This window comes from Citricoccus sp. CH26A, assembly GCF_000224415.1.
GTDB lineage: Bacteria > Actinomycetota > Actinomycetes > Actinomycetales > Micrococcaceae > Citricoccus.
In genome coordinates this window covers 68,534-94,542 of record NZ_AFXQ01000009.1, presented here as the reverse complement: position 1 = coordinate 94,542, position 26,009 = coordinate 68,534, and the positions used below count along the sequence as shown (strand labels likewise).

The 26,009-nt window shown below is 68.0% G+C and carries 25 protein-coding genes; 1 reads left to right on the top strand and 24 read right to left on the bottom strand.

Annotated elements, in window-relative coordinates:
• Window positions 1–83: 83 nt before the first annotated feature.
• The 4 genes from CITRI_RS0107585 to CITRI_RS0107570 all read right to left on the bottom strand — a co-directional run bounded on the left by CITRI_RS0107585 (window position 84) and on the right by CITRI_RS0107570 (window position 3,672).
• Window positions 84–1,349: an NAD(P)/FAD-dependent oxidoreductase gene (locus tag CITRI_RS0107585; protein ID WP_029139131.1), complete on the bottom strand. Its 1,266-nt coding sequence runs from the start codon at window positions 1,347–1,349 to the stop codon at window positions 84–86.
• Window positions 1,350–1,354: 5 nt separating this feature from the next.
• The gene (locus CITRI_RS0107580) at window positions 1,355–1,675 is read right to left on the bottom strand and encodes a 2Fe-2S iron-sulfur cluster-binding protein (protein ID WP_010144107.1); all 321 of its coding nucleotides are present in this window, start codon (window positions 1,673–1,675) and stop codon (window positions 1,355–1,357) included.
• A 55-nt stretch (window positions 1,676–1,730) separates the two neighbouring features.
• A complete protein-coding gene (locus CITRI_RS16850) occupies window positions 1,731–2,312 on the bottom strand; it encodes an HtaA domain-containing protein (RefSeq protein ID WP_010144106.1) in 582 nt (193 codons plus the stop codon).
• Window positions 2,313–2,403: 91 nt separating this feature from the next.
• Complete coding sequence (locus CITRI_RS0107570) at window positions 2,404–3,672, bottom strand: cytochrome P450 (RefSeq protein ID WP_010144105.1); 1,269 nt, start codon at window positions 3,670–3,672, stop codon at window positions 2,404–2,406.
• Between the two features lie 202 nt (window positions 3,673–3,874).
• Between CITRI_RS0107570 and CITRI_RS19345 the strand changes: the two genes are divergently transcribed.
• Window positions 3,875–4,093 (top strand): ferredoxin, encoded by a 219-nt coding sequence (locus CITRI_RS19345; RefSeq protein WP_010144104.1) that lies wholly within the window; start codon window positions 3,875–3,877, stop codon window positions 4,091–4,093.
• 265 nt (window positions 4,094–4,358) lie between these two features.
• Here CITRI_RS19345 and CITRI_RS0107560 read toward each other — a convergent pair whose 3' ends face one another.
• The 20 genes from CITRI_RS0107560 to CITRI_RS0107465 form a co-directional block, all read right to left on the bottom strand.
• Entirely contained in the window at window positions 4,359–5,831 is a 1,473-nt protein-coding gene (locus CITRI_RS0107560) for an aldehyde dehydrogenase (RefSeq protein ID WP_010144102.1), read from the bottom strand.
• A 51-nt stretch (window positions 5,832–5,882) separates the two neighbouring features.
• Entirely contained in the window at window positions 5,883–6,344 is a 462-nt protein-coding gene (locus CITRI_RS16845; RefSeq protein WP_010144101.1) for a nuclear transport factor 2 family protein, read from the bottom strand.
• 22 nt (window positions 6,345–6,366) lie between these two features.
• On the bottom strand, window positions 6,367–7,950 hold the full coding sequence (locus CITRI_RS16840; RefSeq protein ID WP_010144100.1) for a GMC family oxidoreductase: 1,584 nt from the start codon (window positions 7,948–7,950) through the stop codon (window positions 6,367–6,369).
• Between the two features lie 127 nt (window positions 7,951–8,077).
• Entirely contained in the window at window positions 8,078–8,518 is a 441-nt protein-coding gene (locus CITRI_RS18400; protein ID WP_010144099.1) for a nuclear transport factor 2 family protein, read from the bottom strand.
• Window positions 8,519–8,785: 267 nt separating this feature from the next.
• Window positions 8,786–10,273, bottom strand: coding sequence for an aldehyde dehydrogenase family protein (locus CITRI_RS0107540; protein WP_010144098.1), 1,488 nt, complete (start codon window positions 10,271–10,273; stop codon window positions 8,786–8,788).
• The gene (locus CITRI_RS0107535; RefSeq protein ID WP_010144097.1) at window positions 10,270–10,743 is read right to left on the bottom strand and encodes a MaoC family dehydratase; all 474 of its coding nucleotides are present in this window, start codon (window positions 10,741–10,743) and stop codon (window positions 10,270–10,272) included. The genes CITRI_RS0107540 and CITRI_RS0107535 overlap by 4 nt, the downstream gene beginning before the upstream one ends.
• Entirely contained in the window at window positions 10,740–11,651 is a 912-nt protein-coding gene (locus CITRI_RS0107530) for a CoA ester lyase (RefSeq protein ID WP_010144096.1), read from the bottom strand. The genes CITRI_RS0107535 and CITRI_RS0107530 overlap by 4 nt, the downstream gene beginning before the upstream one ends.
• Window positions 11,651–12,835 (bottom strand): acyl-CoA dehydrogenase family protein, encoded by a 1,185-nt coding sequence (locus tag CITRI_RS0107525; RefSeq protein ID WP_010144095.1) that lies wholly within the window; start codon window positions 12,833–12,835, stop codon window positions 11,651–11,653. The genes CITRI_RS0107530 and CITRI_RS0107525 overlap by 1 nt, the downstream gene beginning before the upstream one ends.
• Window positions 12,836–12,867: 32 nt before the next feature.
• Window positions 12,868–14,529 carry an AMP-binding protein gene (locus CITRI_RS0107520; protein ID WP_010144094.1) on the bottom strand — a complete coding sequence of 554 codons (1,662 nt, stop codon included), beginning with the start codon at window positions 14,527–14,529 and terminating at the stop codon, window positions 12,868–12,870.
• A gap of 622 nt (window positions 14,530–15,151) precedes the next feature.
• On the bottom strand, window positions 15,152–16,210 hold the full coding sequence (locus tag CITRI_RS0107515) for an LLM class flavin-dependent oxidoreductase (RefSeq protein WP_010144093.1): 1,059 nt from the start codon (window positions 16,208–16,210) through the stop codon (window positions 15,152–15,154).
• Between the two features lie 41 nt (window positions 16,211–16,251).
• Window positions 16,252–17,013, bottom strand: coding sequence for an SDR family NAD(P)-dependent oxidoreductase (locus CITRI_RS0107510; RefSeq protein ID WP_010144092.1), 762 nt, complete (start codon window positions 17,011–17,013; stop codon window positions 16,252–16,254).
• A 158-nt stretch (window positions 17,014–17,171) separates the two neighbouring features.
• Window positions 17,172–17,936, bottom strand: a complete 765-nt coding sequence (locus tag CITRI_RS16830; protein ID WP_010144091.1) for an enoyl-CoA hydratase/isomerase family protein — start codon at window positions 17,934–17,936, stop codon at window positions 17,172–17,174.
• A complete protein-coding gene (locus tag CITRI_RS16825) occupies window positions 17,929–19,536 on the bottom strand; it encodes an AMP-binding protein (RefSeq protein WP_010144090.1) in 1,608 nt (535 codons plus the stop codon). Before CITRI_RS16825 ends, CITRI_RS16830 begins: the two co-directional genes overlap by 8 nt.
• A gap of 82 nt (window positions 19,537–19,618) precedes the next feature.
• Complete coding sequence (locus CITRI_RS0107495) at window positions 19,619–20,083, bottom strand: nuclear transport factor 2 family protein (RefSeq protein ID WP_141566010.1); 465 nt, start codon at window positions 20,081–20,083, stop codon at window positions 19,619–19,621.
• A 41-nt stretch (window positions 20,084–20,124) separates the two neighbouring features.
• Window positions 20,125–21,285, bottom strand: a complete 1,161-nt coding sequence (locus CITRI_RS0107490) for an ABC transporter substrate-binding protein (RefSeq protein WP_010144088.1) — start codon at window positions 21,283–21,285, stop codon at window positions 20,125–20,127.
• 57 nt (window positions 21,286–21,342) lie between these two features.
• Entirely contained in the window at window positions 21,343–22,059 is a 717-nt protein-coding gene (locus CITRI_RS0107485) for an ABC transporter ATP-binding protein (protein WP_010144087.1), read from the bottom strand.
• Complete coding sequence (locus CITRI_RS0107480; protein ID WP_010144086.1) at window positions 22,052–22,825, bottom strand: ABC transporter ATP-binding protein; 774 nt, start codon at window positions 22,823–22,825, stop codon at window positions 22,052–22,054. The genes CITRI_RS0107485 and CITRI_RS0107480 overlap by 8 nt, the downstream gene beginning before the upstream one ends.
• A complete protein-coding gene (locus CITRI_RS0107475; protein WP_010144085.1) occupies window positions 22,822–23,775 on the bottom strand; it encodes a branched-chain amino acid ABC transporter permease in 954 nt (317 codons plus the stop codon). Before CITRI_RS0107475 ends, CITRI_RS0107480 begins: the two co-directional genes overlap by 4 nt.
• Window positions 23,772–24,659, bottom strand: a complete 888-nt coding sequence (locus CITRI_RS0107470; RefSeq protein ID WP_010144084.1) for a branched-chain amino acid ABC transporter permease — start codon at window positions 24,657–24,659, stop codon at window positions 23,772–23,774. Before CITRI_RS0107470 ends, CITRI_RS0107475 begins: the two co-directional genes overlap by 4 nt.
• A 77-nt stretch (window positions 24,660–24,736) precedes the next feature.
• Window positions 24,737–25,915 carry an ABC transporter substrate-binding protein gene (locus tag CITRI_RS0107465; RefSeq protein ID WP_050813625.1) on the bottom strand — a complete coding sequence of 393 codons (1,179 nt, stop codon included), beginning with the start codon at window positions 25,913–25,915 and terminating at the stop codon, window positions 24,737–24,739.
• Window positions 25,916–26,009 lie beyond the last annotated feature (94 nt).

The following is a 26,009-nucleotide window of genomic DNA, read 5'->3' as shown; positions in this document are numbered from 1 at the left end:
GCGTGCGGCAAGGCCGCCCAACAATTCGAATCATCAGTATAGTCTCTGATCCTGTTGGGCGGACCGTGCTGCCGCGCGCTGCGTCAGGACGCCGGGGCCAATTCCGCCACCAGCTTCTTCAGCGGCGTGCCCGCATCGACGACCCGGTCCGCCGGCACATTGATCCCCTTGGCCAGGAGTGCCTTCACCGCCATGAAGTCCACCGGATTATTGATGCAGTCGGCCGCGATGACCTGGCCCTCCCGGTAGTAGATGAACGAGAACTTCTCGTCCTCGACCGAGCCTCGCGTCACGATCTGGTCATAGCCAGCCGACAGTCCCGCCATCTGCAGCTTGACCTCGCCCTGGTCGGACCAGAACCACGGGACCATCCGGTAGGGCACCCTGCCGCCCGCCACGGTGGCGGCGGCGTTGCGGGCCTGCTCGACGGCATTGTTGACGCTCTCCAGGCGCAGGCGCTCCGGCGCCCCGTCGCGGGGCATCGGGTTCGGCAGCTCGGCGCAGTCACCGGCCACGACGGTGGTCCCGTCGGAAGCCAGCGAGAACTCATCGACGATGACCCCGTTGCCACAGGCGAGCCCCATCTGCTCGGCGAGCTCAGTGCGGGGAACAACCCCGATGCCCACGAGGACGATGTCAGCGGGCACGACCCGGCCGTCCTCCAGTTCCACACCGGAGACCCGGCCGGACTCACCAGTGAAGCGGACGATCTTCGCATTGAGCGTGATGTCCAGGCCGCGGGAGCGGTGGGCCTTGAGGAAGAACTCGGAGGTCTCCTCCCCCACGGCGCGGCCGACCAGCCGTGGAGCCGCCTCCAGGACGGACACGGACTTGCCGAACTTCTGGGCACTCGCGGCGGCCTCCAGGCCGATGAAACCGCCCCCCACGACCACCACGTTGTCCGCAGAGGCCATCCGGGCCTTCATGTCCTCGGCGTCGTCCGCGTCACGCAGGTAGAGCACGCCATCCAGGTCCGCGCCCTCGATCTGGAGCCTCCTCGGTCTCGCGCCTGTCGTCAGGGCCAGGCGGCTGAAGGCGAATTCCCGCCCGGATGCGGACATCGCCGCGCCCGAGCCGTCGGGTGCCTTGTCGACGGCCACGATCCGCTCGTTCAGGACCAATTGGATGTCGTGCTTGTCGTAGTACTCCTGCGTCCGGAACGACAGCGTCTCCGCCGTGACCTTTCCCTGCAGGTACGCCTTGGACAGCGGGGGTCGCTGGTATGGGGCATGGCGCTCTGCGCCGACGATCGTGATCGGGTCGGCATAGCCGATCTCCCGGAGCGAGCTCGCCAGCTGCACGCCCGCCTGGGACGCGCCCACGATGAGGATTCCACGGTTCGTTGACATCTCGATCAGACCTGGCTTTCCGGGGTCTCGACGTGCAGGTTGTCCTCGGCCGAGAGGGTGAGCTGACAGGACAGCCGCGAGTTGGCGCGACGCTCAGAGGTCGTGCCGTCGAGCATGTCGTCCTCCATCTCCTCCAAGGGCGGAAGAAGGCCGAGGTCGTCCTCCCGCACGTACACGTGACACGTGGAGCAGGCCAGGGACCCGCCGCAGTCGGCCACAATTCCCGGAACGCCATTGCGGACCGCGATCTCCATGACGGAGTCGCCGGCGTTGCCCTCCAGCACGCTGACGTCACCGTCTGCCGAGGTATAGGTCACCTTGGGCATGGTCTTCCCCTTCCGTTACTCGGGATCAAGTCAATTATGATCATCATTGTAACCATCATCGGCCCGGTGCAACAGGGGGAGTGACACTCTCGGCGTCGTGCGCGGCGGTTGGGACTCCCGTGCAGTAGCGGGCCGGCTCCAGCACCTCGCCCACCGGGTAGACGTCGTTGAACACCGCGGCGCCCTCCGCGGACAACCGCGCTTCCTGGCATCTCCAACCGGGCGGAAGGCCGCGGGAGCCGCGTTCGTCGGGCCGCAGGGTCGCCAGCGTGATCCGGTGGTCGCGGTCGGGCCAGCGCTCGGCGTCGACGACGGTCAACAACACGCCGTCCTCGTGGAACTCCAACCAGGGATCCACGATCATCACGAACAGCATGCCGCCGTGCGCCTTGAAGCGGACGTCTCCGCGGTACTTCACGAGGCCCTCCTGGGCACGTGGATCGTAGCCGGAGGCGTCGTCCAGCTCGAAGAAGAAGGCCCCGTCAGCGGTCTCGGTGGCCCCATGGCCCGCTCCGTACCGCCCATCGGGCATGGAGGCGACGTACCGGGTGAAGCTTCCCTTCACCCCCCACGACAACCCCGCCCGCAGGGCGGACTCCGCCGGGTCGGACTCCGCGGTCACGGCACTCGAGTTCATCCTGGTCATCCTCACTATGGCGTCACCGGTCCCGACCACCCCGGGGCAGTCGGGACCGGCACGCGCTATGGCTTCTGCTGTCAGGCCGGGGTCAGAGCCGCTCGTCCAGGAGACGCTTGCCCGGCGTGAAGGTGGTGGGCAACTGGTCGAAGCCGGTATTGACGCCCTGCCGCGGGTACCGGACCACCTTCTCGTGGTCCACCCTGTAGTCCGGCATGCGTTCCAGGACCTGGGTGAGGATGGTTCGCGCCATCAGCCGGCCGAGGTGCGAGCCGGCGCAACGGTGGCTGCCCACGCCGAAGGACATGTGCCGGTTCGGCATGCGCTCGATGTCGACCTCGTCGGGGTCCTCGAAGCCACCGGCCGCATCGCGGTTGCCCGAGGACCAGGCCAGCAGGGCGCGGTCGCCCTTCCTGATCCTGACACCATGGAAGTCGGCGTCCTTGCCGACGGTACGCGCCAGCGCCTGGGTCGGGGAGAAATAACGCAGGAACTCCTCGACGGCGTTCTGCATCAGGTCGGGGTTGTCGATCAGCCGCTGACGGACGTCCGGGTTGGCCGACAGCCACTCGAGGGCCTGGCCGCTGAGGGAGGCGACGGTGCCCACCCCACCGGAGATGATCAGGTCGACCATGTTGAGGGTCTCCTCCTCGGTGATCGGCCGACCGTCGATCTCATGGCCGAGGATGAAGCTGATGGGATCGTCCCCGGGGGTGCGCTTGCGCTCCGCGATGACCCTCCGCACGTCCTCGGTCAACGCCGGGAGCTCCTCCTCCGTCACCTTGATGTAGTCGGGGCTGCCGACCGGCGCGGAGAGGACCTTGCGGTGGGCGAAGGAGTAACGGCGCCAGTCCTCGATGGGCAGGCCCAGCCAGGAGATCGTGATGATGGACGGAATGCCGGTCAGGGTGGCGAAGTCCGCCTCGCCCTTCTCGATCACCTCATCGATGAACAGGGTCGTGTACCGCTCGACCATCGGCCGCATCTCCTCGACCCGCTTAGGAGTCAGGAGCTGGTTCATGATCTTGCGGTACGGCAACGACGCCGGCGGGTCGAGGTCGATCGGGTAGTGCTCAGTGATCGGACGCTTGGGAATGAGGATGGCCTGCCCCTCTCCCCCGTGGGGCGAACGGGCGGAGGAGAACATCTCGTCGTCACGCGCTGCGTCGAACACGGCCTCGTAACCGGTCAGCACCCAGTATCCGCCCCAGGCCTCGGTCCAGACGATCGGGCCCTCGGCACGCAGCTTGCGATAACTCGCCACGGGGTCCGCACTGTGCTCCGCGGCATTGTGATCGAAATCGACGACCGGGCGATCATCGACGAGTACCGAATCCTCAGTGACCTTCTGCTCTGTCATGGAACTTCCCTTCACTTTCGGGCTCCGCGTCCTGTGAATGCCCGGGCGAACCGGTCTGCCTGCGAAACACGTCCTTGTATCTACTAATTATTATAATAGACTGGACTTTAGGGCGAGTCCAGAGCCCGCTGAACATTTCCGGAACCGTAGTCAGGGACCTGTGACCGGCTCGCCATGGGCACCACAACCAGAAGGAGTACTGATGCGCATCGAACTCGACCGCAAGGTCTGCCAGGGACACGGCGTCTGCCTGATGACCGCCCCGAACCTGTTCACGCTCTCCGACGAGGACGGCCTGGCCAACCAGCCCACCAACCCGACTCCGGAGGAGTTCGAGGACGAAGGTCGCCTGGCAGTGGCCAGCTGCCCCGAGCTGGCACTCACCCTCATCGAGCAGCACACCCTGATCGAGAAGCACTGAGCGGCCGGCCAAGGGACCGGGAACCCGGTCACGGACGACGTACGGAGTGCCCCGCCGAGTGATCGGCGGGGCACTTTCCTGCCCCTGCGGGCGCCGGAGTGCTGGCCCGCAGCCCGGAGGCAAGCCCTGGGATTCCGCACGATCCGATAGCCGTCGGCGCCCTTCACGGACGAGGCACGGTGCAGCCCGCGCCCCTTTCCCGGCCGAAGGCGGCTGGGGGCCGGCCGATTGCTCGGCCGGCCCCTCCCCCGTGTGGTTCAGACGGTCACGGGTTCATCAAGAGCTTGGTCTCCAGGAACTCTTCCATGCCCTCGACGCCGCCCTCACGCCCCAGCCCGGACTGCTTGTAGCCGCCGAAGGGCTGGATCACGTTCATGGTCCACGAGTTGATGCCGATCTGGCCGGTCTTCACCCGCCGCGCGATCTCCTCGGCGGTCTTGTCGTCTCTGGCGAAGACAGCTCCGGACAGGCCGTACTCGGTTCCATTGGCGATCTCGACGGCCTCGTCGAGCGAGTCGTACGGGATCACCGAGAGCACGGGGCCGAAGATCTCCTCCTGGGCGATCCGCATGTCCGGCGTGACATCGGCGAAGAGTGTCGGCTCGACGTACCAGCCGGTGTCCAGGCCCTCGGGGCGGCCACCGCCGGTCACGAGACGCGCACCCTCCCTCTTGCCGATCTCGATGTACTCCTCGACGCGCTGGCGCTGGCGTTCGGCGGCCAGAGGGCCGATCAGGGTGTCCGGCTCGCGGGGATCGCCGATCTTGACGTTCTCCATCACGGCCCGGATGCGCTCCACCACCTCGTCCTGGCGCTGGCGCGGGACCAGGATGCGGGTCAGGGCGGCACAGACCTGGCCGGAGTGGCCGATGCCGTAGAACACCAGCTCCGGGAAGACCGTGTCGAGGTCGACGTCGTCGGTGATGATGGCCGCCGACTTGCCGCCCAGTTCCAGCGTGACCCGGGCGATGCGCTCGGCCGCGATGCCCATGATCTTCCGGCCGGCCGCAGTGCTGCCGGTGAACGTGATCATGTCCACGCCCTGGTGCCGGACCAGGTGCTCACCGACCTCACGCCCGGCGGGCAGCAGGCTCACGACGCCCTCCGGGAGGCCGGCCGCCTCGATGGCCTCGGCCAGCATCATCATGCTGACCGGCCCCTCCGGGGCGGGCTTGACGACCACGGTGCAGCCGGCCGCCAGCGCGGGGCCGAACTTCAGCGAGGCGGTCGCCACGGGCCCGTTCCACGGCAGGATGGTTGCCACGACGCCGACCGGCTCGCGGATGATCCGGCCCGAACCGCCCTCCCAGCTGCGCTCCTCCTCGAACGCGAAGCGCCGATGCAGGCTGACGACGTCGTCCCACACTTTCACGGCATTGCCGTGGAACGCCTCACTGGAGCCGGCCGGAGCGCCGATCTCGGCCGTGAAGGCGTTCGACATCGCCTCGACGCGCTTCTTGACCTCGGCGCCCACCCGGGCAAGGATCTCCGCCCGTTCGGCGGGGCTCATCCGGGGCCACGGGCCCTCGTCGAAGGCCTTCCGCGCCGCGGCGACCGCGACATCCATGTCGGCTGCCTGCGCATCCGGCACGGTGGCGATCACCTCACCCGTGATCGGCGAGACGACCTCGATCGTGGCGTCACTGGACGGCTGGACCCAGCGCCCGCCGATGAACAGCTTGTCGTAGCTCGGAATGGTCTGCTCCGCAGTGGCTGCGGCGGAAGTGGTGGTGGTCATGGCTGCTCCTCCATGGTCGTGGTTGTGGTTGTCGAATGATTGGCGCTGGTGTCAGGGGTGGTCGGACGAGACCGGCGCGGGCGGTGGTGCCATCAGCGCGTTCGCCGCACGACGGGAGAACTTCCACCCCGCGGCCGTCCTGACGTAGTCGTCGGCGTAGTAACCGATGGACTCGTCCCGCCGGCCGCCCTCCATCACGACGATTGCGTGGAGATAGACCGTCGCCGAGGCGGTGTCCCCGTCCACGTCGATCCGGTGGTTCATCGCCAGGTGGCAGCGCTCCCGGGTCGTGCGGACCAGTTGCGCGAAGAACTCCCGGATGGCCGGCAGGCCCCGCTCCACCCCCATGCCGAAGGCCGTCGTATCCCACTCCGCATCGTCCGCGAACAAGGACATGAGGTCATCGAGCCTGGCGGAGTCCACCGCCCGGGCGTACTCGCCGGTGAGCCACCGGATGGCCTGGATGTCGGCCAGCACCTCGGGCGTCGGGGACGTGGCCCGGTTCTCCGTCATCGTCTCGTTCACCGTGCCGCGCTCAGGAGGCCTGGCCCACCAGCGCGGACTGCTCATCGGAGGAGCCCGGACCGTCGCGGAGCCAGTCGGCGAGCCGCTCACCGATCATGAACGCGGTGAGGTTGGTCAGGCCCGTGGTCACGTTGACCATCACCGAGGCGTCGGCGACCCAGAGGTTCTCGGTGCCGTGAACGCCGAGGTGCTGGTCGACGACAGCCCGCGGGTCGCCCTCCGGCCCCATCCGAGCCGTCCCCGCACAGTGCAGCGACGTGGAGGCGAAGGACCGGATGTAGTCCTCGAGCTTGTCGTCGTCGGCGATGGTCTCGGCGTCCAGGAAGCAGATCTCGTCGATCTCTTCCTTCATGGGTGAGGAGTTGATCATCTCCCAGGACTTGCGCATGGAGCCCTTGAGCCGCTCGATGTCCAGGGGATGGGACAGGAAGTTGACGTGGATCTCGGGCTGGACGTGCGGGTCCGCCGACGCCAGCGTGACCCAGCCGACGGAGTGCGGCTTCGCCAGGAGGTTGTTCATCATCAGGGCCTTCTTGCCCTTGGTCTCGGCGGGAATGTTCATCGTCGCCGGGTCGAGCACGGCCGCGAAGATCATCATGTCATCGACCAGGTCCTCGGTGCCGGTGCTGTACTTCAGCTGGGCCCGCACGCCGCCCTTGTCGGTCTTCTCCTTCAGCAGGGCCACCATCGGGGAGAACGGGTGGTCCTGCAGGTTCTGGCCGACGGCCTCGTTGACGACGACCGGGTCGATGCCGTGCGTCTCGAGCACCTCACGCGGCCCGATGCCCGAGAGCATCATCAGGTGCGGGGTGTGGAAGGCCCCACCGGCGAGGACCACCCGGTCGGCCGGGATGTTCTCGATCACGCCGCCCCGCTCCACCTCGACGCCCACCGCCGTGGTGCCCTCGAACAGGACCCGGCGGGCCAGGGTGTCGGCCCGGATCTCCAGGTTCGGGCGGCGGCGGGCGGTGGCGAGATAGGTCAGCAACGCACCTGCCCGCAGCTCCTCCGCCCCCTGCAGGTTGCGGGGCACCGGGCCATAACCGGACGAGGACTTCGCGTTGAAGTCCTCCACCCGCTCGAAGCCCTGCTCCGCGCAGGACTGGGCGAACGCCCGGGTGATGGCCGGCCAGTTGTCCTCGAAGTGCCGCACGATCGGCACCGGACCGCTGGAGCCGTGGCCGGTGCCGTCCGGGAAGTCGAGGTCGTTCTCGAGCCGCGCGAAGTAGGGCAGGGTCTTCTCGTACGACCATTCCGGGTTGCCCGCGGCCACCCAGGTGTCCAGGTCCTCCTTGGTCGCTCGCTGGGCGATCGCGGCGTTGACGGACGAGGAGCCGCCCACGATGCGGCCACGGGCGTAGGGCATGGCCGCGCGGGCCGACGGCGGCTCGAGGAAGTAGGCCTTCAGCCCCCAGTCGTGCTTCTCGACGCTCATCTCCTTCGCGTCACGCACGTCGTCGGGCAGGTTGTTCACGTCCTCGTAGTCCGGCCCCGCCTCGACGAGGACGACCCGCTGGTCGGAGTCCTCCGTCAGGCGGGCGGCCAGGGTGGCGCCGCCGCTGCCGGCTCCGACGATCACGGTGGTCATGGACATGGAATGCTCCTTGGGTTGAGGTACCGATCCGGTGACGCCCGGTGCTCCAGGCGTCCGCCGCGGGAAAGCTGTCATGGCGTGCCCGGCTGCCGGCTGGGGCGCCGACGTCGGCCGGGGCAGGTGTCTCTCAGGTGTCGGATGCGGGGGCGCCTGCCAGCAGTGGCTTGATCACCCGGCTGCTGAACTTCCAGCCGTCCACGGTTCGGGCGTAGGCGTCCTCGTAGAGGGCCAGGTTCTCGGCCCTGCTGCCGTCGGGGTTGAGGACGAACGCGTGACAGTAGACCCGGCCGGTCGCCGTGTCCCCGTCCACGTCGACCAGGTGGTTCATCGTCAGGTGGACGCAGCCGCCCAGGCTGTCGATCATCGCCGAGAAGGCCGCGCGGACCGCCTCACGCCCTGCGGACTCGGCAGGCGCCCCGAATCCCCGCATGTCGAAGATCGCGTCCTCCGTGAAGAGGGCGACGAGATCGTCCAGGAGGAAGTTGTCGATGGCCCAGGCGTAGTCGTGGGTCAGGCGCCGGATCTGCTCGACGTCCTGTGCGGTGGACTGCAGTGCTTCAGTGGTCATGGGAATGGGATGCTCCTCGGAGTAAGGGATGCGCGTCCTGCCCGCCGGGATGCGATATACAATGCATCGTTGGTGTTAGGCAGATCACAATTCCTGCAGATGATTAGGACCATAGGACACCGCGCGGGGGCGAGTCAATGGGTGATCATGACCCGCATCACATACTGCTCATGCGTCGGTCGCGGTACCTCCGGGAACCGGACCCGCAGACGACGACGGCCCGGCAGCCGAAGGCTGCCGGGCCGTCCCACCCCATCCGGGGCGTCGTCAGACGCGCCACTGGATGTGCTTGGGCTCCAGGTACTCCATCATTCCCCACTCACCGAGTTCGCGGCCGACGCCGGAGCGCCCGTATCCGCCGAACGGTGCGTCGGGGCGCATGGAGCCCCCGCCGTTGATCCACACCGTTCCGGCACGGATCTGCTCCGCCACCCGACGCCCCTCGGCCAGGTCCTCTCCGCACCATACGTTCGCGGCGAGCCCGTACGGCGTGTCGTTGGCCAGCCGGATGGCCTCATCAGTGTCCCTGAACGGCATGATCACGGCGACGGGACCGAAGATCTCCTCCTGCACCGCCCTGGCGTCCTGCGGGAGTCCCCCGAGCAGCACCGGGTTCACGTACCAGCCCTTCTCGGGGAGCGGGCGGGTCACCTCCAGGAGCTTCTGCCCGCCGTCGGCGACGGATCCGTCGATGAACCCCCGGACCCTGGCCTGGTGGTCCGGCCGGATCATCGGCCCGATGTTGGTCGCCCGGTCCCAGGGGTCCCCCACGATCATCTGGTCGAAGGCGGAGGCCCCGGCCTCGAGGAACTCGTCGTAGAGCTTGTCGTGGACCAGGATGCGCGCCAGCGCAGCGCACCCCTGGCCGCCGTTCCGCGCCCATCGCAGGTGCATCTCCACGGCGATCTGCCGGACGTCGACTCCGGGCAGGACGATCGACGGGGACTTCCCGCCCAGTTCCAGCGTCACACCGGTGAGGTTGGTGGCGGCCTGCGCCATGATCTTGGCCCCGACTCCGTCGGAGCCGGTGAAGGACACCTTGTCCACGCCGGGATGGGAGGTCAGTTGCTGGCCGACGTCGACGCCGCCGATGATGACGTTCATGACGCCCGGGGGCAGGCCTGCCTCGCGGATCAGGTCTCCCAGGAACAGGGTGGTCAGCGGTGTCCGGGGGGAGGGCAGGAGCACCACGGTGCACCCGGCGGCCAAGGCCGCACCGAACTTGAAGACCGCGAGGTTCAGCGGGTAGTTGTACCCGGTGATGGCGGCCACGACACCGACCGGGTCGTGGACGACGTCGCTCATCGTCGGGTGTGGCTTGTCGTAGCCGCCGAGGTGCTGGACGCGCTCCTCCTTGGCCGCCTCGGCGGCCCAGCGGAGGTGCTCGTCGACGGCCATCTTGACCTGCAGGTACTCAGCCAGGGCGACGGGCGTGCCGACCTCGTTGACGATCGAGGGCAGCAGGCGGTCGGCGGCAGCCTCCAGTGCGTCGGCCAGGCGGTGGATGTGCCGCGAACGCTCCTCGCCGCTCAGGGCGGCCCAGGCGGGAAAGGCCTGGCGGGCGGCGGCCACGGCATCGTCGACCTGCTGGCTCGAGGCCCCGCCGACGGTCGCGATGACGCCCTCGGTGGCCGGGTTGTAGACGTCCCAAGTCTCCCCCTGCGGCTCGACCGGCGTGTCCCCGATGAGGAGGGTGCGCGTCTCCGGCACCCAGTCCTGGAGGGGATTGCGTGTGGTTTCGGTGCTGAGTGTCATGCCGACACACTCTCCTTCGGCTTCCTGGCCATCAGGCCGACCCGGACCATGTCGCAGATGACCTCGTCGCGCTGGTTGAGCCCGAGGTGCTTGAACCAGACGATGCCGGAGTCGTCACGGGTCTTGGACTCCCGCTTCTTGAGGATCGTGGTCTCCGCCCGAAGGGTGTCACCGTGGAAGACCGGGTGGGGGAACTTGATGGAGTCATAGCCGAGGTTGCCCAGGGTCGTGCCCATGGTCAGCTCCGGAACGTGGAACGCTCCGATGAGGGCGACCGTGAAGAGGCTGTTGAGGACCCGCTGCCCGTGGATCGTCGTCTTGGCGTATTCCTCGTCCAGGTGCAGCGGTGCCACGTTCATCGTCAGGGACGTGAACATGACGTTGTCCATCTCCGTGATGGTCCGCGTCAGGGCATGCTTGTAGTGCGCACCCTCCTCGAATTCCTCGAACCATAGTCCGCGCATGGTCATCGCCTTCCTCCTGTCGTGGTCTGTGCCGCGCCCGACGTGAGCTGCGCGGCGCGGTCGAGCCATTCGACCGCCTTGTCGTAGTGCGCCTTGTCGATGTGCAGTCCGCGGTAGCGCAGGGCACCGGTCCCGTGCGCCGCGGCGGACTCGTAGGCCTCGACCATGCCGCCGTAGAAGGCGATGTCCTCCTCGGAGGGCGAGAACACGGCGTTCACGGTCTCGACGTGCTTCGGGTGGATCGCGATCATCCCGCGGAAGCCCAGTTGCCGTCCCCGGAGGGCGAACTCGCGGAGTCCCTCGAGGTTCTCCAGGTCCTCCCAGAGGCCGGTCAGGGCATGGATGCCCGCCTCCCGGCAGGCCAGGAGCACCCGGCTGCGCAGGTAGAGCGTCTCCAGGCCCTCGGGCGTCCACTCGTAGCCCACCGCACGCGCGATGTCGGCGTGCTCGGCACTCGGGCCGATCATCGCCCCGACCCTCGGCGAGGCTAGGGCCACCTCGCGGCAGTTCTGGATGGCCTGGACCGTCTCCACCGGGACGATGTACTCCAGCCCCCCGACACCGTTGCGCGCCTCGAAGTGGTCCAACAGCGCGTCGTACTGCAGGACGTCGGTGGCCTTCTCGATCTTGGGGGCGAAGATCCCGTTCAGCCCGGGGACCACCACTTCCTCGAGATCGCCGCCGGTGAGCTTCGTGGCCAGCGGGTTCACCCGCACGAAGAGCCCCACGTCCTCGTTGGTGACGCGGACCCGGCGGATCGAGTCGGCGACGAGCGCCCGCGCGGCGGCCTTCTCCGCCTCGGGGACGGAGTCCTCGAGGTCGAGCACCACGCAGTCCGCGCCGGCGTCAATGGCCTTGTCGACCCATGAGGGGCGGTGCCCCGGGACGAAGAGAATGGACCGGTACGCCTGCATCAGTAGCTCCTGGGCAGGCCGAGCACGTGCTCGGAGAAGTAGTTCAGGACCATCTCCTGGCTGATCGGTGCGATGCGCATCAGGCGGGCCTCGCGGAAGTAGCGCTCCACGTGGAACTCCTTGCCGTAGCCGAAGCCGCCGTGGACCTGCAGCGCCGCGTCCGCGGCGAAGAAGCCGGCCTCCGCGCAGAGGTACTTGGCGGCGTTGGCCTCGCGGCCGCACGGCAGTCCGTTGTCGACCATCCAGGCGGCCTTCTGGACGACGGCCTCGGCCGCGTCGAGCTTCACCTGGGCCTCGGCCAGCTGGAAGGCGATCCCCTGGTTCTGACCGATTGGACGGCCGAAGACTTCCCGCTCGTTCGCGTAGCGCACGCCACGGCGCAACGCCGCCTTGCCGATGCCCAGGGCGGCATTCGCGGAGATGACGCGCTCGGCGTTCAGTCCGCCGAGGATGGCCCGGAAACCGTGTCCGACCTCGCCGACTACGTCCTCGTCGGCCACGAACAGTTCGTCGATGAACAGCTCGTTGGTGTCGACCGCGTTGCGTCCCATCTTCGGGATGGGCCGGATGGAGACCCGCTCCCGGTCCATCTCGGCGAAGAACAGGGTCATGCCGGCCGTGCGTTTGGCGTTGGGGTCGCGCGGACTGGTGCGGGCGAGGATGAGCATGCGCTCGGCTTCCTGCGCCTTGGTGATCCAGACCTTCTGGCCCGAGATGAGGTAACCCCCGTCCACCTTCTTGGCGAAGGTGGAGATGTTCGTGGTGTCCGTGCCGGCGTCCGGCTCGGTCACGGCGAAGGAGGTGTGCAACTCGCCAGTGACCACCCGCGGGAGGAACCGGTCCTTCAGGCTCTGGCTGCCGTGGTGGATGATCGGCTCGAAGCCGAAGATGCCGATGTGCACCGCACTGCAGCCGCCCATGCCGGCGCCGGAGGCTGCGATCTCCTGCTCGACGATGGCCGCCTCGGTCACGCCGAGCCCGCCGCCGCCGTACTCCTCGGGGACGGTCAGGCCCAGCCAGCCGGCCTCGGCCACGGCGTTGTAGAACTCCCAGGGGAACTCCTTGGATTCGTCGTGCTCCATCCAGTACTCGTCCGGGAAGCTCTTCATGAGCGTCCTGACGGAGGAACGGATGTCCTCGTGCAGTGTCTGGGTCTCGTGCAGTGCGTCAGTGCTGATGGCCATGCGTCTCTACTTTCTCGTGTGTCGGCGGTCCGTCAGGAGACCGGTGCCGCTGCGGCGTTGCGGTCGAAGGTGCTGCCGTCGACGGCTTCGACGCGCAACACGGCCTTGCGGATCTTCTGAGAGGGGGTCTTGGGCAGTTCATCCACGATGCGCAGGTACCGGGGGATGGCGAACGCCGGGATCCGGCCCTCGCACCAGTCGAGGATCTCGGCGGGCTCCACGTCCTCGGAGACGACGACGACGGCCAGGACCTCGTCCTCGCCCGCCTCGACGTCGGCAGGGACGCCGACGACGGCGCATTCGACCACGGCCGGGTGCCCCATGACCGCGGCCTCGATCTCATACGAGCTAATGTTCTCGCCCCGGCGGCGCAGGGCGTCCTTGTAGCGGTCCACGAAGTAGAACCAGCCGTCCTCGTCCTGCCGGAGGGCGTCGCCGGTGTGGAACCACAGGTTCCGCCAGGCTTCCAGGGTCTTCTCCGGCATCCCGTAGTACCCGTTGCTGCAGGTCCACGGCTGGACCGGACGAACCACGAGTTCGCCGACCTCTCCGACCGGGACCTCACGATCCGTCTCCGGGTCCACCAGCCGGACGTCGAACCAGTCCGCAGCCACCAGTCCGGCAGCGCCAGCGGGGCGCGGAACCCCGTACGGCGAGAGGATGGGCGCACAGGTCTCGGTCAGTCCGAAGGCGTCGACGAACGCCTCGATGCCGTACCGCTCCTTGAACTGCTCCACGATCGTGCTGGCCGTGGGAGCGGCGTACACCGCACGGAGCACATTGTCCCGGTCGTCCTCGCGGGGCGGCTGCTTCCACGCGAAGTCCATCATCACGCCGACGAAGTTCGTGACCGTGACGCCCGAGTCACGGACGTGGTCGATCCAGCGGCTGGCACTGAACTTGGGACGGATGACCGCCCGGCCCCCGGCGATGATGACGGGGTAGACGGCCATGAACTGCGCATTGCCGTGGAAGAGCGGCGTCGTGGTCAGGTACGTGTCGTCCTCGGTCAGCCGGGTCAGGCAGACGACTTCCTGGGCGAAGAAGTAGAGCTGTGAGTGCGGCATCGAGACGCCCTTGGAAGGGCCGGTGGTTCCGGAGGTGAAGAAGATCGCCCCGAGGTCCTGTGCGCGCGGCGGCACCATCTCCAGGATGGGTCCCTCCTCGAGCTCCTCCCAGGCAGCGGCCTCCCAGCCATGGGAGCGCAACAACTCGATGGCCGCATCCCGCTGCCCGGTCCCCGTGTCGATCACCCAGAAGCGCTTGATCCCGCGGGCATGCTCGGCGATGGCGACGAAGCGCGACGCGAAGGTGTCGTCGATGACCGCGAAGCGGGCGTCGACGACATTGAGCTGGTGGCGGAGGAACTCGCCCTCGTAGTTGGTGTTGATCGGGACCTCGACCAGGTTGCCCAAGGCCGCGCCCCACCAGGAGCGCACGAGCTGGGAGGAGTTCATCGCCATGATGGCCACCCGGTCCCCCGGCTGCCCGCCGGCCGTCAGCCAGGTGCCGGCGATCCGCTCTGCGCTGGACAGGGCCTCGGCGTAGGTCCAGCGGGCGTCCTCCACCGGTGCGTCGAGGCACACGGCGGTGGGGCGGACCGACGCGTGGTGCCGGAGCACCTGGTCGAGGGTCCAGCTCTCCGGGTCCGGGAACGTGGGGACCAGATCCGTGTAGACCTGCCGCTGGCTCATCGACTACCTCCGACCGTAGGAACTGAAATCATGGCTGACCGCCATCGAGAATGTTGTCTGGCTAACAATCCTGAACCGTAGCACCGATCCGACGTTCCTGACAATGATGCGACTAGTTTATGTCCGGTGGAGAACGGCGCGCGTACGAGTCCTGCCACCGTGGAGTTCGCGCGTCCAGAAGGATCGCGCCGCCCGGGCGATACCGGAGGGACCCCGGAGGGAACGGTGAGGGCGCTGAGCACTCTCGACGGCGACGCCCGTACCATCTCCACCAAGCCGAGAGGCGCTTTCCCCCGGCACGGCCGGGGGGAAAGCGCCTCTCGTTGTGGGGACAGCGGATCAGGAGCGCGTCACGTCTTGCGGTCGACGACCGTCGTGCGCCATCGAGCGTCCTCGGCTCCGGACGGCACCGTGGCCCCACGCGCCTGTTCCCAAGCCGTGCATAGTGCCGACCGACTGGTCAGCGTGATCTGGGCGAGGCCACGCGTGAACAATGCGCTCACCGATGCGGGCGAGGGCAGTTCCAGCCCGACCGGACCCCCAGGGGACCATGGACCGGCGGTGCCGTGAGGACACGGGTCCAGTGCCCACGTCCGTGCAGCACAGCCAGCGAAGCCCGTGATCACCCCGCCCGGTCGGCAGTGCCGGCTGTCGCCATCACGCCCTCGAAGGTGGTGCTCTCCAGGCCGGCCAGCGGCTTGACGACCTCCTCGCCCACCTTCTTGAGGTACGCCGCCGTCTGCTCGGCGTCCATGCCCGGCCAGTGCGGCCGGATCAGGAGCGGGCCGACGGGAAGGCGCTCGGCGATGGACGCGATCTGGTTCCGCACATCATCCGCGGAACCGAGCAATACGTGGTCACGCACGGTGTCCACGAAACCCTCACGAACCGCCTCGTTGGAGAGCAGGTCCATTCCCCGGTCCGCATAGGCCTCGTACTTCACGCGGGCCACGGCCGCGAAGTTGTCCACTGCGTCGTCGAAGTCCCGGCCGATCATCAGCTCCCTGCGCAGCGGAAGCTTGTTCAGCGGCAGGCCGGCGTCCAGCCGCTCGTCCACATAGATGCGGATGAGGTCCTCCACCTGGTCGATGGTCTGCTGCGGGGTGATCGTCCAGACGTCGCCCAGGCGTGCCGCGCGGCGCACGCCGGTTTCCTTCATGGCGCCGAGCCAGATCGGCGGCCGGGGCTCCTGGACCGGCCGGATGTGCGTCGGCGCGTCCTCGATGTCCCAGAACTTGCCGTGGTGCGTCACCCGGTCCTGGGTCCACAACTTGGTCATGACCTCGATGAGTTCCTCCAGCCGGCCGTAGCGCTGCTTGAAGTTCACCCCCATCGTCTCGTATTCCTGGGGCAGGTATCCGGTGCCGATCCCGACGACGAGCCTGCCCCGCGTCACGATGTCCAAGGTTGCGAGTTCCTCGGCCAGGATGACCGGGTGCTGGACCGGACCGACCAGCACCGTGGTCCCCAGGCGGACGTCGTCGTCGAGCTCCGCGGCCAGTCGGGCCAGCAGGGGAATGGGCTGCAACCAGCGGAAGCCGTCGTAGAGGAAGTGCTGGCCGATGGTCAGGTACTTGAAACCCGCCTCCTGTGCGGCCTCGACCTTGCGCAGCATGAGGTCGAGGTGCTTGAGCGGTGAGGACTCGACCGGCTGGTCGCCCATGAGGATGCCGAAATCCATGGTGATCTCCTTGCTGTCTCGCCCCCTAGGGGGCCATCGGTCTACTTGGCGGTGAGTCCGCCGTCAACGGGCACGGTGATGCCCGTGACATAGCTGGACAGTCCGCTGGCCAGGAAGAGCGCGACGTTGGCGATCTCCTCCGGCTGCGAGGCCCGGCCGAGCGGGATCTGGGCGAAGAACGCCTTCTTGCGCTCCTCCACCTCCTCGGGCGAGGCCCGGAAGAAACCGGACAGGCCGGGGGTGTCGACGGAGCCGGGCGCAATGGCATTGACACGGATCTTGTCCGCCGCGAAGGCGAGGGCCAGGGAGCGCACCAGGGCGATGAGGCCACCCTTGGTGAACGAGTACAGCGGGCTGAAGGGGGACCCGACCAGCCCGGAACTGGAGCTCTTGAAGATCACCGAGGCGCCATCAGCCGCCTTGAGGACCTCGGTCAGGTAGTGGGTGAGGTAGAAGCTGGCCCGGGCATTGATCTCGATCAGTGCGTCCCAGTCCTCGGAGCTCAGGTCCATTCCCGCCGCCCCGGGGATCCCGACGTTGTTGTACAGGACGTGGAGCACGCCGTGCTCCTTCTCCACGCGCTGGGCGATCCCCTGCAGCGCCTCCAGGTCGCGGACGTCCGCGACGATTCCGGCGGCTTCTCCGCCCTTCTCGCGGATCCCCTCCACCACGGACTGGGTGGCGGACTCGTCGCGGTCGACCACGTAGACGAACGCTCCCTGCTCGGCAAAACGCTCAGCGCCCGCCTTGCCCATCCCAGAGCCACCGGCGGTGACGAGTGCGACCTTGTTCTGCAGCAGCATGGTTTACCTTCTTCAGTGAACGGCTTCTCGGCCGTGGGCGACGCAGGCCGCGCGACGGAATGCCCCGTCGTCACCCTCGACCCATTTAGTAATCATCATTATGACGGATGTTTCGAGCGTGATCAAGGCCACGTTCCCGCCCGTCCACGGGCGGGAACTCAACGTCCTCGGCTGCTCCGGAACGCGGACACCGCCTCCCGGTGCTCATCCGTGCCGAACAGCAGGGCCGTCGCCTCCACTGACTCGGCGAAACCGCCGGTGGTGTCCCGATTGATGAACGCCTTGCCCACCTGGACGGCGAGGGGTGGCTTCGTCGCGATGTCCCGGGCGAGGCCCAGTGCCTGGTCGAGCAACTCGCCGTCGGGGTGGACCTCCTGGACCAGGCCGCACGCCCGGGCCCGCTCGGCATCGATCGCACGCCCGGTCAAGGCCAGATAGGCCGTCCACTGGCGGCCCATCGCCTGGGGGCCGCGGACGATGCCGAATCCCGGTTGGAGGCCGACCTCGGGCTCCTTGAAGGCGAAGCGGGCCGACTCGCCGGCGACGACGACGTCGCAGGCCAGCGCCAGTTCGGTCCCTCCCCCGTAGGCCAGGCCGTTGACCGCGGCGATCACCGGTACGGCGCAGCGCTCGACGGACTGGAAGGCGTCGTAGACCGCACGCAAGTGCGGCCTCACGCGGCCCACGTCGCCGGCCAGGTCGTGGAACATGTCGATGTCGCCGCCGGCCGAGAAGGCCCGCCCCTCTCCCGTGAGGACGACCGCACGAACCGAGTCCTCCACCCCGAACCGTCCCATGAGGAACGTCAGTTCCCGGAACCAGCACCGGTCCATGGCGTTGAGCTTCTCCGGGCGGGACATCCTGAGTTCGACCACGTGCTCGGAGTGCTCGACGAGCGTGAACCGGTCCAGGGACTCAGTCATTCTGCCTGCCCTGGCTGTCCCAGGTGTCCTCGGTGACGCCCTCGGCGCGCAGGCGATACTTCTCCACCCGTTGGCTCGGGGTCATGGGCAGGGCCTCGACACGCCTGACGTAGCGAGGGACGGCGAACGACGTGAGCGCTCCGGAGCAATGGGCCACCAGGCCGGCAGGATCGACCGTACGGCCGTCGCGCGGCACGACGGCGACCATCACCTCTTCCTCGCTGAGCTCCGACGGCACCCCGTAGGCAGCGACCTGGGCCACGTCCGAGTGCTGACCGACGACCCGCTCGATCTCCCAGGAGGAGATGTTCTCCCCGCGGCGTCGGACGGTGTCCTTGAGGCGGTCGACGAAGGTGAGGAAGCCCTCGTCGTCGAGGTATCCGCGGTCGCCGGTGTGGAACCAGAGGTTGCGCCAGCTCGTGGCGGTGGCCTCGGGCATCCGGTGATAGCCGTCGAACATCCATCCCGGCTTCTTCGGCCGGACCACGATCTCCCCCGTCGTCCCGGCGGCCACCGGCTCATCCCCGGCGTCCACGACCGCCACCTGGTAGTTCTCCGACTCATTGCCGGCCGTGCCGATCTTCCGGTCCCACGGCGGCATGTCGGTGACGATCGATACCTCCGTACTGCCGTAGATCTCGGTCAGGCGAACCTGGAAGCGCCGCTCGAAGTCCGCGAAGATCTCCGGGGGGCAGGGCGCGCCGAAACCGAGCCGGACCGGGTTGTCGGCGTCGTCGGGGCGAGGCGGTTGCTTGTGCAGGATGCTCATCATCGCGCCCTGGTAGTTGAACGCGGTGATGCCGTGCTCTCGGCAGATGTCCCAGAACCGGCTGGCGGAGAACCTCCGGTGCATGACGAGGTCGGCTCCGGACTCGATGGCCGCCATGACGCTGCAGTACCTCGCGTTGCTGTGGTACAGCGGGAACACCGAGTACAGGCGGTCTGCGGCCGTGTACTCCAGCAGGGAGACGGTGTGCCGGGCCAGGTTGATGTTCGCACGGTGGCTGAGCAGCACCCCCTTGGGCGGGCCCGTGGTCCCCGAGGTGTACAGGATGACGGCCGCCGAGGCCGGATCCACGTCGCAGGAGGTGTCCGCGGCGTGGTCCAGCACCTCGTCGAGCGTGACGCGATGGACTCGCGCGCCCCGGCCCTCCGGTCCCCGTCGGTCGGTTCCGGCGGCTCCCGGCCCGGCGACAACCAGGTGGCGCACCGCATCGACGCCCTGCAGGCACTCACGGACCGCCGCTTCACGCTCCCCGTCGCAGACCACCACCGTCGCCCCGGACTGCTCGATGCAGTAGCGGAGCAGTTGTGATCCGCTGCCCGGATTGAGCGGGACCTCGACGAGACCGGCCCGCGCCAGTCCGAACCACACGGCCAGCGCCTCGACGCCGGCCGACATGACGAGGCAGACCCGGTCGCCGGGAACCAGGCCCAGGGCCCGGAAGCCTGCAGCGGACCGGCCGGCCAGGACGTCCACCTCGGCGACGGACGTGGCGCATCCCTCCACGGTGAGGGCGGCGCTCGGATGCCGGTAGGCGGCGTCGGCGAGCCAGTCCCCGATCGATTGCTGTTGCTGAAGTGCGATGGATGGCGTCACTCTGGGTCCTTCCCCTCTCGCGCCTGGAACCCGGGTTGATGACTCAGCACGCGGTCCCCGGCCGGCCGAGGCCATGCCCGGCCTACGACAGGCGTCCGAACGAACTGGCCTGGAGGGGAGCGAGCATGTCCTCACCGACCAGGGCGGTACGCGTCACCATGATCCGCTTCGCGCTGAGCACCCAGGATCCGGCGTGTTCGGTCATCTCATCGTCATACCGGCCCCAGGTCAGGCGTGCCCCCTCGGGATGGGTCGTGATCGCCATGAAGCAGGACCTCATGGAGACCGACCCCTCCAGCGCTGGACTGACCTCCAGGTTGGTGGTCATGTGCTGGCTGTCCTGCACCTCCGAGGAGGCGAAGTCCCGGTAGAGATCCAGGAAGGCCTCCCTTCCCCGGCGCTCTCCGTCCGCACTCCGCACCAGGACGATGTCCGGGTGGACGATGCGCGCCAGCCCCTCCAGGTCCCTGGAGTCGACCAGGCGGGTATAGCCGTTGAGCAGCTGCTGGGCACGGAAGTGGTGCAGCATCATTGGGTCATCGAGCACGTCGTTACCTTTCCTCGGTTGCGACCGTGGGATCCACGGGTTCAGTCGGAGACGATGTTCTCGCGTTCACCGTCCCAGCGGACCAGGACGCCCGGGACCCGCATGTCATTGCCCTCGAAGGTCAGGTCTCCCATGGCCCCCGTGAAGCCCTCTGCCGCAACCTGCTGCAGGCCCCGGCTGATCCCCTCACGGGAGGAGTCACCGCTGGCCCTGATGGCGCGGGCCACCCACCACACGGCGTCGTAGCCCTCCGCGGCGTAGGTCTGGGGGAGGTCGCCGAAGCGCTCCTGGTAGGCCGTGACGAATCTGGTGGCCTCCGGGTCCTGTTGCGCGGCGGAGAAGTCGACGGGATACACCATGTCCACGGAGTGCTCCCCCGCTTCCGCCGCATTGCCACCGGCGTTGTTGGTGTTCCCGACGAACTGGCCGTCATAGCCGGCCTGGCGCAGCTGGGTCATCGCCGTCACCGACTGGGAGGAGAGCAACAACACGATGACGGCATCGGGTTCCTTGCCGGCCAGTGCCTGAGCCTGGGCGGTGAAGTCCTGCGTCGTCGACTGCACGGGGACGCTCTCCACGACGTTCAGCCCCTCGGCCGCGGCCATCTCCGGCAGGTGCTTCTCGGCCAGCTCGGCCAGCGTGGGGTAGGTCGAGTTGTACAGCACGGCGACGTCGGTGAGCCCCTCGTCGGCCAGGTACTCGGCGGCATGATGGTAGAAGGTGTGCATCGGAGCCGTGGCCCGGAAGGTGTAGTCGCCGATGACCACGCCGTCCGACGCAGACTGGGTGAACACGATCGGGACCTGTCGCGATTCAGTGACCGGTGCGACGGCGGCCGACTGCTGCCCCTGGATCGGCCCCAGGATCACGCTGACCTCGCTGTCGGAGACGGCGCGGGTCACCTCGGAGGAGGCGCGCTCGATCTCGCCCGCGCTGTCGATCTCCTCCAGGACCAGGCTCACGCCCTTCCCCAGGTACTCCTGCTCGTTGACCTCCGCCACGGCGAGCTCGGCACCGCGGGCCGCGCCCACGCCGGCATAGGCGACCGGGCCGGTCTGGTCACGGATGCCGATCATCCTGATCTCCTCCGCGATCCCGCCGTCCGTCGACGCCGTCGTCGAGCCTCCGCAGGCGGTCAGGGCCAGCACGGCCAGCACGGACGCCCAGGCTGCCACCGCGCGGCGGGGTACGGTCCAATTCACGTCGTTCTCCTCGTTCTCGAATGGGGGCTGGGGCTGGACGCCAGCCGGCGGGGCGCCTCAGGCGCCCAGCGCGGCCTCACCCAGGAACGTGTGCACCAGGGCGGTGTCGGCCTGCGCCTCGGCGGCGGTCCCCGTCCACACCACCTCGCCGCGCTGGACCAGGACGACGTCGTCCGCCACGGCCAGGGCCGCGTCGGCGTTCTGCTCGACCATCAGGACCGCGATACCGGTGTCCGCGATCTCCCGGACCCGGGTCATGACCCGGTCCACCATCCCCGGGGCCAGCCCCATGGACGGTTCGTCGAGGAGCACGACTTCCGGCTGCGACATCATCGCGCGGCCGAAGGCCAGCATCTGCTGTTCACCGCCGCTCAGCAGGCCGCCGGGCATCGCCTTGCGTTCCAGGAGGATGGGGAACTTCTCGTAGATCCCGGTGACGACCTGGTGGGCATCGGCCCGGCTCACCGAGTAGGCCCCCATGCGCAGGTTCTCCTCAACGGTCAGCGACGGGAAGATGCGCCGCCCCTCCGGAACCATGACCATGCCCTGGCGGACCAACCGGTGCACGGAGTGGCCGAGGACCTCCTTGCCATTGAGCCGCACCGAGCCGCTCTTGGCCTTCAGCAGACCGCTGACGGCCCGCAGCGTCGTCGTCTTGCCGGCCCCGTTGGACCCCAGGACGAGGGTGATCCGTCCCGCTGACGCGGACATGCTGACGCCCCGGACGGCGTTGACCGCCCCATAGCTCACATACAGGTCTTCGACCTCAAGCATGATTCACCGCCTGCTTTCCCAGATAGGCTTCCTGGACCGCGGGGTTGCGCACGACGTCGCGTGGCTCCCCTTCCACGATCAGCTTCCCGAAGTTCATCGCCAGGAGGATGTCGCAGGTGTCGACCATCATCTGCACGTCGTGTTCCACGATGAGCTGGGTGAGCCCCTCCGCCCGGAGGGACATCATGAGGGCGGACACCTCCTCCTTCTCCGCCCGCCCCATGCCGGCCGTGGGCTCGTCGACGAGCAGAAGCTTCGGCTCCATCGCGATGGCCCGGGCGATCTCCACGCGACGGCGGTTCCCGTAGGACAGTTCGTCCGGCCGTTCCTTCGCCAGGTGCTCGCATCCCGTGCGCTGCATGGCGACCTGTGCCCTCTCGTGGGCCAGGCGACGTTCGGCCCGGCCGCCGCCGCTCAGGGAGTCCGTACCGAGCAGGACGTTCTCCAGCACCGTCCTCTCCTCGAGGAGGCGGACGGTCTGGAAGGTCCGGGCGATGCCCCGGTGCGGCACCAGGTGCGCCCGGTCGTTCCCGTAGTCCTTACCGAGGAATCTCAGCGTCCCGCGGGTGAGGGGTACGTGACGGGTGATCGCCCCCACCAGGGTGCTCTTGCCCGAACCGTTGGGGCCGAGGATCCCGACGATCTTGCCCTCGGGGAGCCCGAAGGACAGTCCGTCCACGGCCTTCACACCGCCGAAGTGCACGGCGACGTCGTCGGCCTCGAAGATCATCTGCGGTTCGGCAGCGTCGTGCGATGGACGGCTCACAGGGCTCCTCCTTGGCTGGGCACCGGGGTGCGGGACGGTTCGGGGGCATGGGGTTCGTCGTCCGGCGGAGCGGCCGCGCCCTCCTCGGGCGGCGGCGTGGAGCCACGCCGCGCTCCCCGACGGTGCCTCAGGTCCTTGACCAGGCCGAGGATGCCGCCCGGGAGGAAGATCGCTGCCAGCGCGACCACGAAGCCGTAGATGATCGGCTCCCACTCGGCCACGAAGCTCAGCACCGTCGGCAGCCAGGTGATGAAGACGGCCCCGATGAACGCTCCGAGCCACGAGCTCGAGCCGCCGATGATGATGACCGTCAGTGCCACGACGACCAGGTGGAAATTGACCTCGGCGGGCGTGATGGTCGAGCGCAGCAGGGTGGTCACCGCACCGGCCAGGCCGCCGATCAGGCCGCTGGCCAGGAAGGTCAGCTTCCGGTAGCGGGTGACGTTGATCCCGAGCGCGACAGCCAGTTCGGGATCCTCGCGCACGGTGTCGATCTTCCGTCCGAACCGGCCGGCCTCGGAGATCGCCAGTCCGATGATCACCACGGCCAGTAAGAGGAAGACGTGCAGGTTCGTGATGCCGCCCAGAGCGCCGAAGAGCCCGGAGGCCCCACCCGTGAGGCTGCCACCGTTCGTTGCCACTACGGAGACGATCAGCGCGAACGCGATCGTGGCCATGCCGAGGTACAGGCCCGTCAGCTTGTGGACGAGCAGGCCCAGCAGATAGCACAGCACTCCGGCCAGGACCGTTCCGAAGGCCACCGCCGTCCACGTCCCCATGCCGAACTTGGTGAAGGCGATCGCGGCGGTGTAGCCGCCGATCCCGAAGCAGCCGACACCGGCGAAGGAGAACACTCCCATGCGCAGGGGCAGCTGGATGCTCAAGGCCAGCAGCAGTGTCGTCATCGTCGCCTGGATGACGACTGAGTTCGCGGTATACCAATCGATCATGTCCGACGCACCTCCTGGCGCCCGAAGATTCCCTGTGGTCGCACCAGCAGGACGAGGAAGATGAGTCCGAAGGACACCGCGTCGACCCAGGTGCCCATGTTCGCTGCGAAGATCAGGCTCTCAGCGCCGGCCAGGACGAAGGCACCGAGGATCACGCCGGCCATCGATCCCAGTCCGCCGAGCACGATCATCGCGAAGGCCTTGATCAGCAACTGGTCACCGGTCTCCACCCCCATGGCCTGGAGCTGGAAGACCTGCAGCGCGCCCGCCAGGCCGGCCAGGCCGCCGGCGATCGCCATCGTGCCGATGGCCATCACGGTGCGGTTGACGCCCATGAGGGACGCCGTCTCGGAGTCCACGCCGATGGCCCGCAGGCCGAGCCCCTGACGGGATCTCCTGAGCCACAGCGTCAGCCCGACGGCGATACCGACTCCGGCGATGATGACGATCAGCGAGGTGTTCGTGATGCGCAGCCCCATGATCTCGTAGACCTGGGTGCTGTAGCTGGAGTTGGCGAAGCCGAACGGCGCGGACGCGGTCGCCCAGTCGACGAGGGCGATCGGGATGGCGGCGACGCCGATGCCGCCGATGAGGATCCTCAGCTCAGCCGATCGATGGTTCTTCGATCTCTTGAGGATCGGCTCGAAGGCCAGCCACTGGGTCAGGGCTGACAGCGTCGCCCCGACCAGGACGGAGATCAGGATGATCGCCGGCATCGACAGGGGCACGAAGTCCGAGATGAAGTGCGCACTGAACGCCGAGAACACGAAGATGGCACCGTGCGCGAAATTCAGGATTCCGATGGTGCTCCATGCCAGGGCCATGCCCAGGGCGAAGAGCAGGTAGATGGACCCGAGGGTCAGGGTGTTGAGCAGCTCTTGCACGCCGCCTGTCCTTTCAGCTCGACTGATGCCGGTCTACGGCGGTGGCGGGGCACCGGGTGCCCCGCCACGACCCTGGGTCACTGCGTGACGAGCTTCTCGTCGGTCCCGTCCCACTCGACGAGAACGCCGGAGACCCGCATGTCGTTGCCCTCGAAGGTCAGGTCACCCATGACACCTTCGAAGCCTTCGGCCGCGACCTGCTGTAGGCCCGCCCGGATGCCTTCACGGCTCGAGTCCCCGCTGGCCTTGATGCCCCGGGCCAGCCACCACATGGAGTCATAGCCCTCGGCTGCGTACGCGTCAGGCGTCTCGCCGTACTTCTCCTCGAAACCCTTGACGAAGTCCACCGCGAGCTCGCCGTCCTGAGCCGCGGAGAAGTCCACCGGGTACATCAGCCCCGCGGCGTGCTCACCCGCCTGGGCCACGTTGCCGGCGGCCTGGACCGACGTCGCCATCACCTGGCCGTCGTACCCGGCCTGGCTCAGCTGCGTCAGTGCGGTCACCGACTGGGGAGCGATGAGCAGCATGACCACCGCGTCGGGCTTGTCCTGGGCAATGGCCTGTGCCTGGGAGGTGAAGTCCTGGGTGTTGCTCTGCACGGCCTGCGACGAGGTGATGTTCAGGCCGTGCTTCTCCGCCAGTTCGGGGAAGATCTCCTGGCCGATCTCGGCGAAGGTCGGGTACGTGCCGTTGTAGATGACCGCGACGTCGGTCAGCCCCTCCTTCTCGAGGTGCTCGGCAGCGATGTCGTAGTACGTCCCCATGGGGGCGGTACCGCGGAACGTGTAGTCGCCGATGACGACGCCCTCGGAACCCGCCTGGTTGAAGATCGTCGGGACCTTGGACTGCTCGGCCATCGGGGCCACGGTGGCCGCCTGCTGTCCGGCGACGGGACCAAAGATCGCCGCGACTCCCGGGTCGGCGACGGCGCGGGAGAACTCGCTCGACGCTCGTTCGATCTCGCCGGCCGTGTCGACCTCCTCCAGGGAGATCGAGACGTCCTCGCCCAGGAAGCCCTGCTCCTCGATCTCCTCCATGGCCAGTTGGGCGCCCTTCGACGCGCCGACACCCGCGTAGGCGACCGGGCCGGTGGTGTCGTAGATTCCCTTGAGCTTGATCTCGCTCGCGATGCCGCCACCGGCATCACCGCCGCCCTGGGTGCCGGCACCGGTGCTGCCACAGGCAGCAAGCAGGCCCACGCTGGCGAGGACCGCCGTGGCCTTGAACAGATGACGCCGTGGTGTAGGAACACTCATGGTCCTACCCTCCATTCGTGTAATGGGTATGAAAATCGTGGATGGTGGTCGGCCTACGGCCGCAGGTCGCGCCCGGCGCGCTTTGTCCGGATCG

Bases quoted from the DNA above. Each gene is read 5' to 3' on its own strand.
- CITRI_RS0107585 (WP_029139131.1), bottom strand. From the start codon at position 1,349: ATGTCAACGAACCGTGGAATCCTCATCGTGGGCGCGTCCCAGGCGGGC.
- CITRI_RS0107580 (WP_010144107.1), bottom strand. From the start codon at position 1,675: ATGCCCAAGGTGACCTATACCTCGGCAGACGGTGACGTCAGCGTGCTG.
- CITRI_RS16850 (WP_010144106.1), bottom strand. From the start codon at position 2,312: ATGAACTCGAGTGCCGTGACCGCGGAGTCCGACCCGGCGGAGTCCGCC.
- CITRI_RS0107570 (WP_010144105.1), bottom strand. From the start codon at position 3,672: ATGACAGAGCAGAAGGTCACTGAGGATTCGGTACTCGTCGATGATCGC.
- CITRI_RS19345 (WP_010144104.1), top strand. From the start codon at position 3,875: ATGCGCATCGAACTCGACCGCAAGGTCTGCCAGGGACACGGCGTCTGC.
- CITRI_RS0107560 (WP_010144102.1), bottom strand. From the start codon at position 5,831: ATGACCACCACCACTTCCGCCGCAGCCACTGCGGAGCAGACCATTCCG.
- CITRI_RS16845 (WP_010144101.1), bottom strand. From the start codon at position 6,344: ATGACGGAGAACCGGGCCACGTCCCCGACGCCCGAGGTGCTGGCCGAC.
- CITRI_RS16840 (WP_010144100.1), bottom strand. From the start codon at position 7,950: ATGTCCATGACCACCGTGATCGTCGGAGCCGGCAGCGGCGGCGCCACC.
- CITRI_RS18400 (WP_010144099.1), bottom strand. From the start codon at position 8,518: ATGACCACTGAAGCACTGCAGTCCACCGCACAGGACGTCGAGCAGATC.
- CITRI_RS0107540 (WP_010144098.1), bottom strand. From the start codon at position 10,273: ATGACACTCAGCACCGAAACCACACGCAATCCCCTCCAGGACTGGGTG.
- CITRI_RS0107535 (WP_010144097.1), bottom strand. From the start codon at position 10,743: ATGACCATGCGCGGACTATGGTTCGAGGAATTCGAGGAGGGTGCGCAC.
- CITRI_RS0107530 (WP_010144096.1), bottom strand. From the start codon at position 11,651: ATGCAGGCGTACCGGTCCATTCTCTTCGTCCCGGGGCACCGCCCCTCA.
- CITRI_RS0107525 (WP_010144095.1), bottom strand. From the start codon at position 12,835: ATGGCCATCAGCACTGACGCACTGCACGAGACCCAGACACTGCACGAG.
- CITRI_RS0107520 (WP_010144094.1), bottom strand. From the start codon at position 14,529: ATGAGCCAGCGGCAGGTCTACACGGATCTGGTCCCCACGTTCCCGGAC.
- CITRI_RS0107515 (WP_010144093.1), bottom strand. From the start codon at position 16,210: ATGGATTTCGGCATCCTCATGGGCGACCAGCCGGTCGAGTCCTCACCG.
- CITRI_RS0107510 (WP_010144092.1), bottom strand. From the start codon at position 17,013: ATGCTGCTGCAGAACAAGGTCGCACTCGTCACCGCCGGTGGCTCTGGG.
- CITRI_RS16830 (WP_010144091.1), bottom strand. From the start codon at position 17,936: ATGACTGAGTCCCTGGACCGGTTCACGCTCGTCGAGCACTCCGAGCAC.
- CITRI_RS0107485 (WP_010144087.1), bottom strand. From the start codon at position 22,059: ATGCTTGAGGTCGAAGACCTGTATGTGAGCTATGGGGCGGTCAACGCC.
- CITRI_RS0107475 (WP_010144085.1), bottom strand. From the start codon at position 23,775: ATGATCGATTGGTATACCGCGAACTCAGTCGTCATCCAGGCGACGATG.
- CITRI_RS0107465 (WP_050813625.1), bottom strand. From the start codon at position 25,915: ATGAGTGTTCCTACACCACGGCGTCATCTGTTCAAGGCCACGGCGGTC.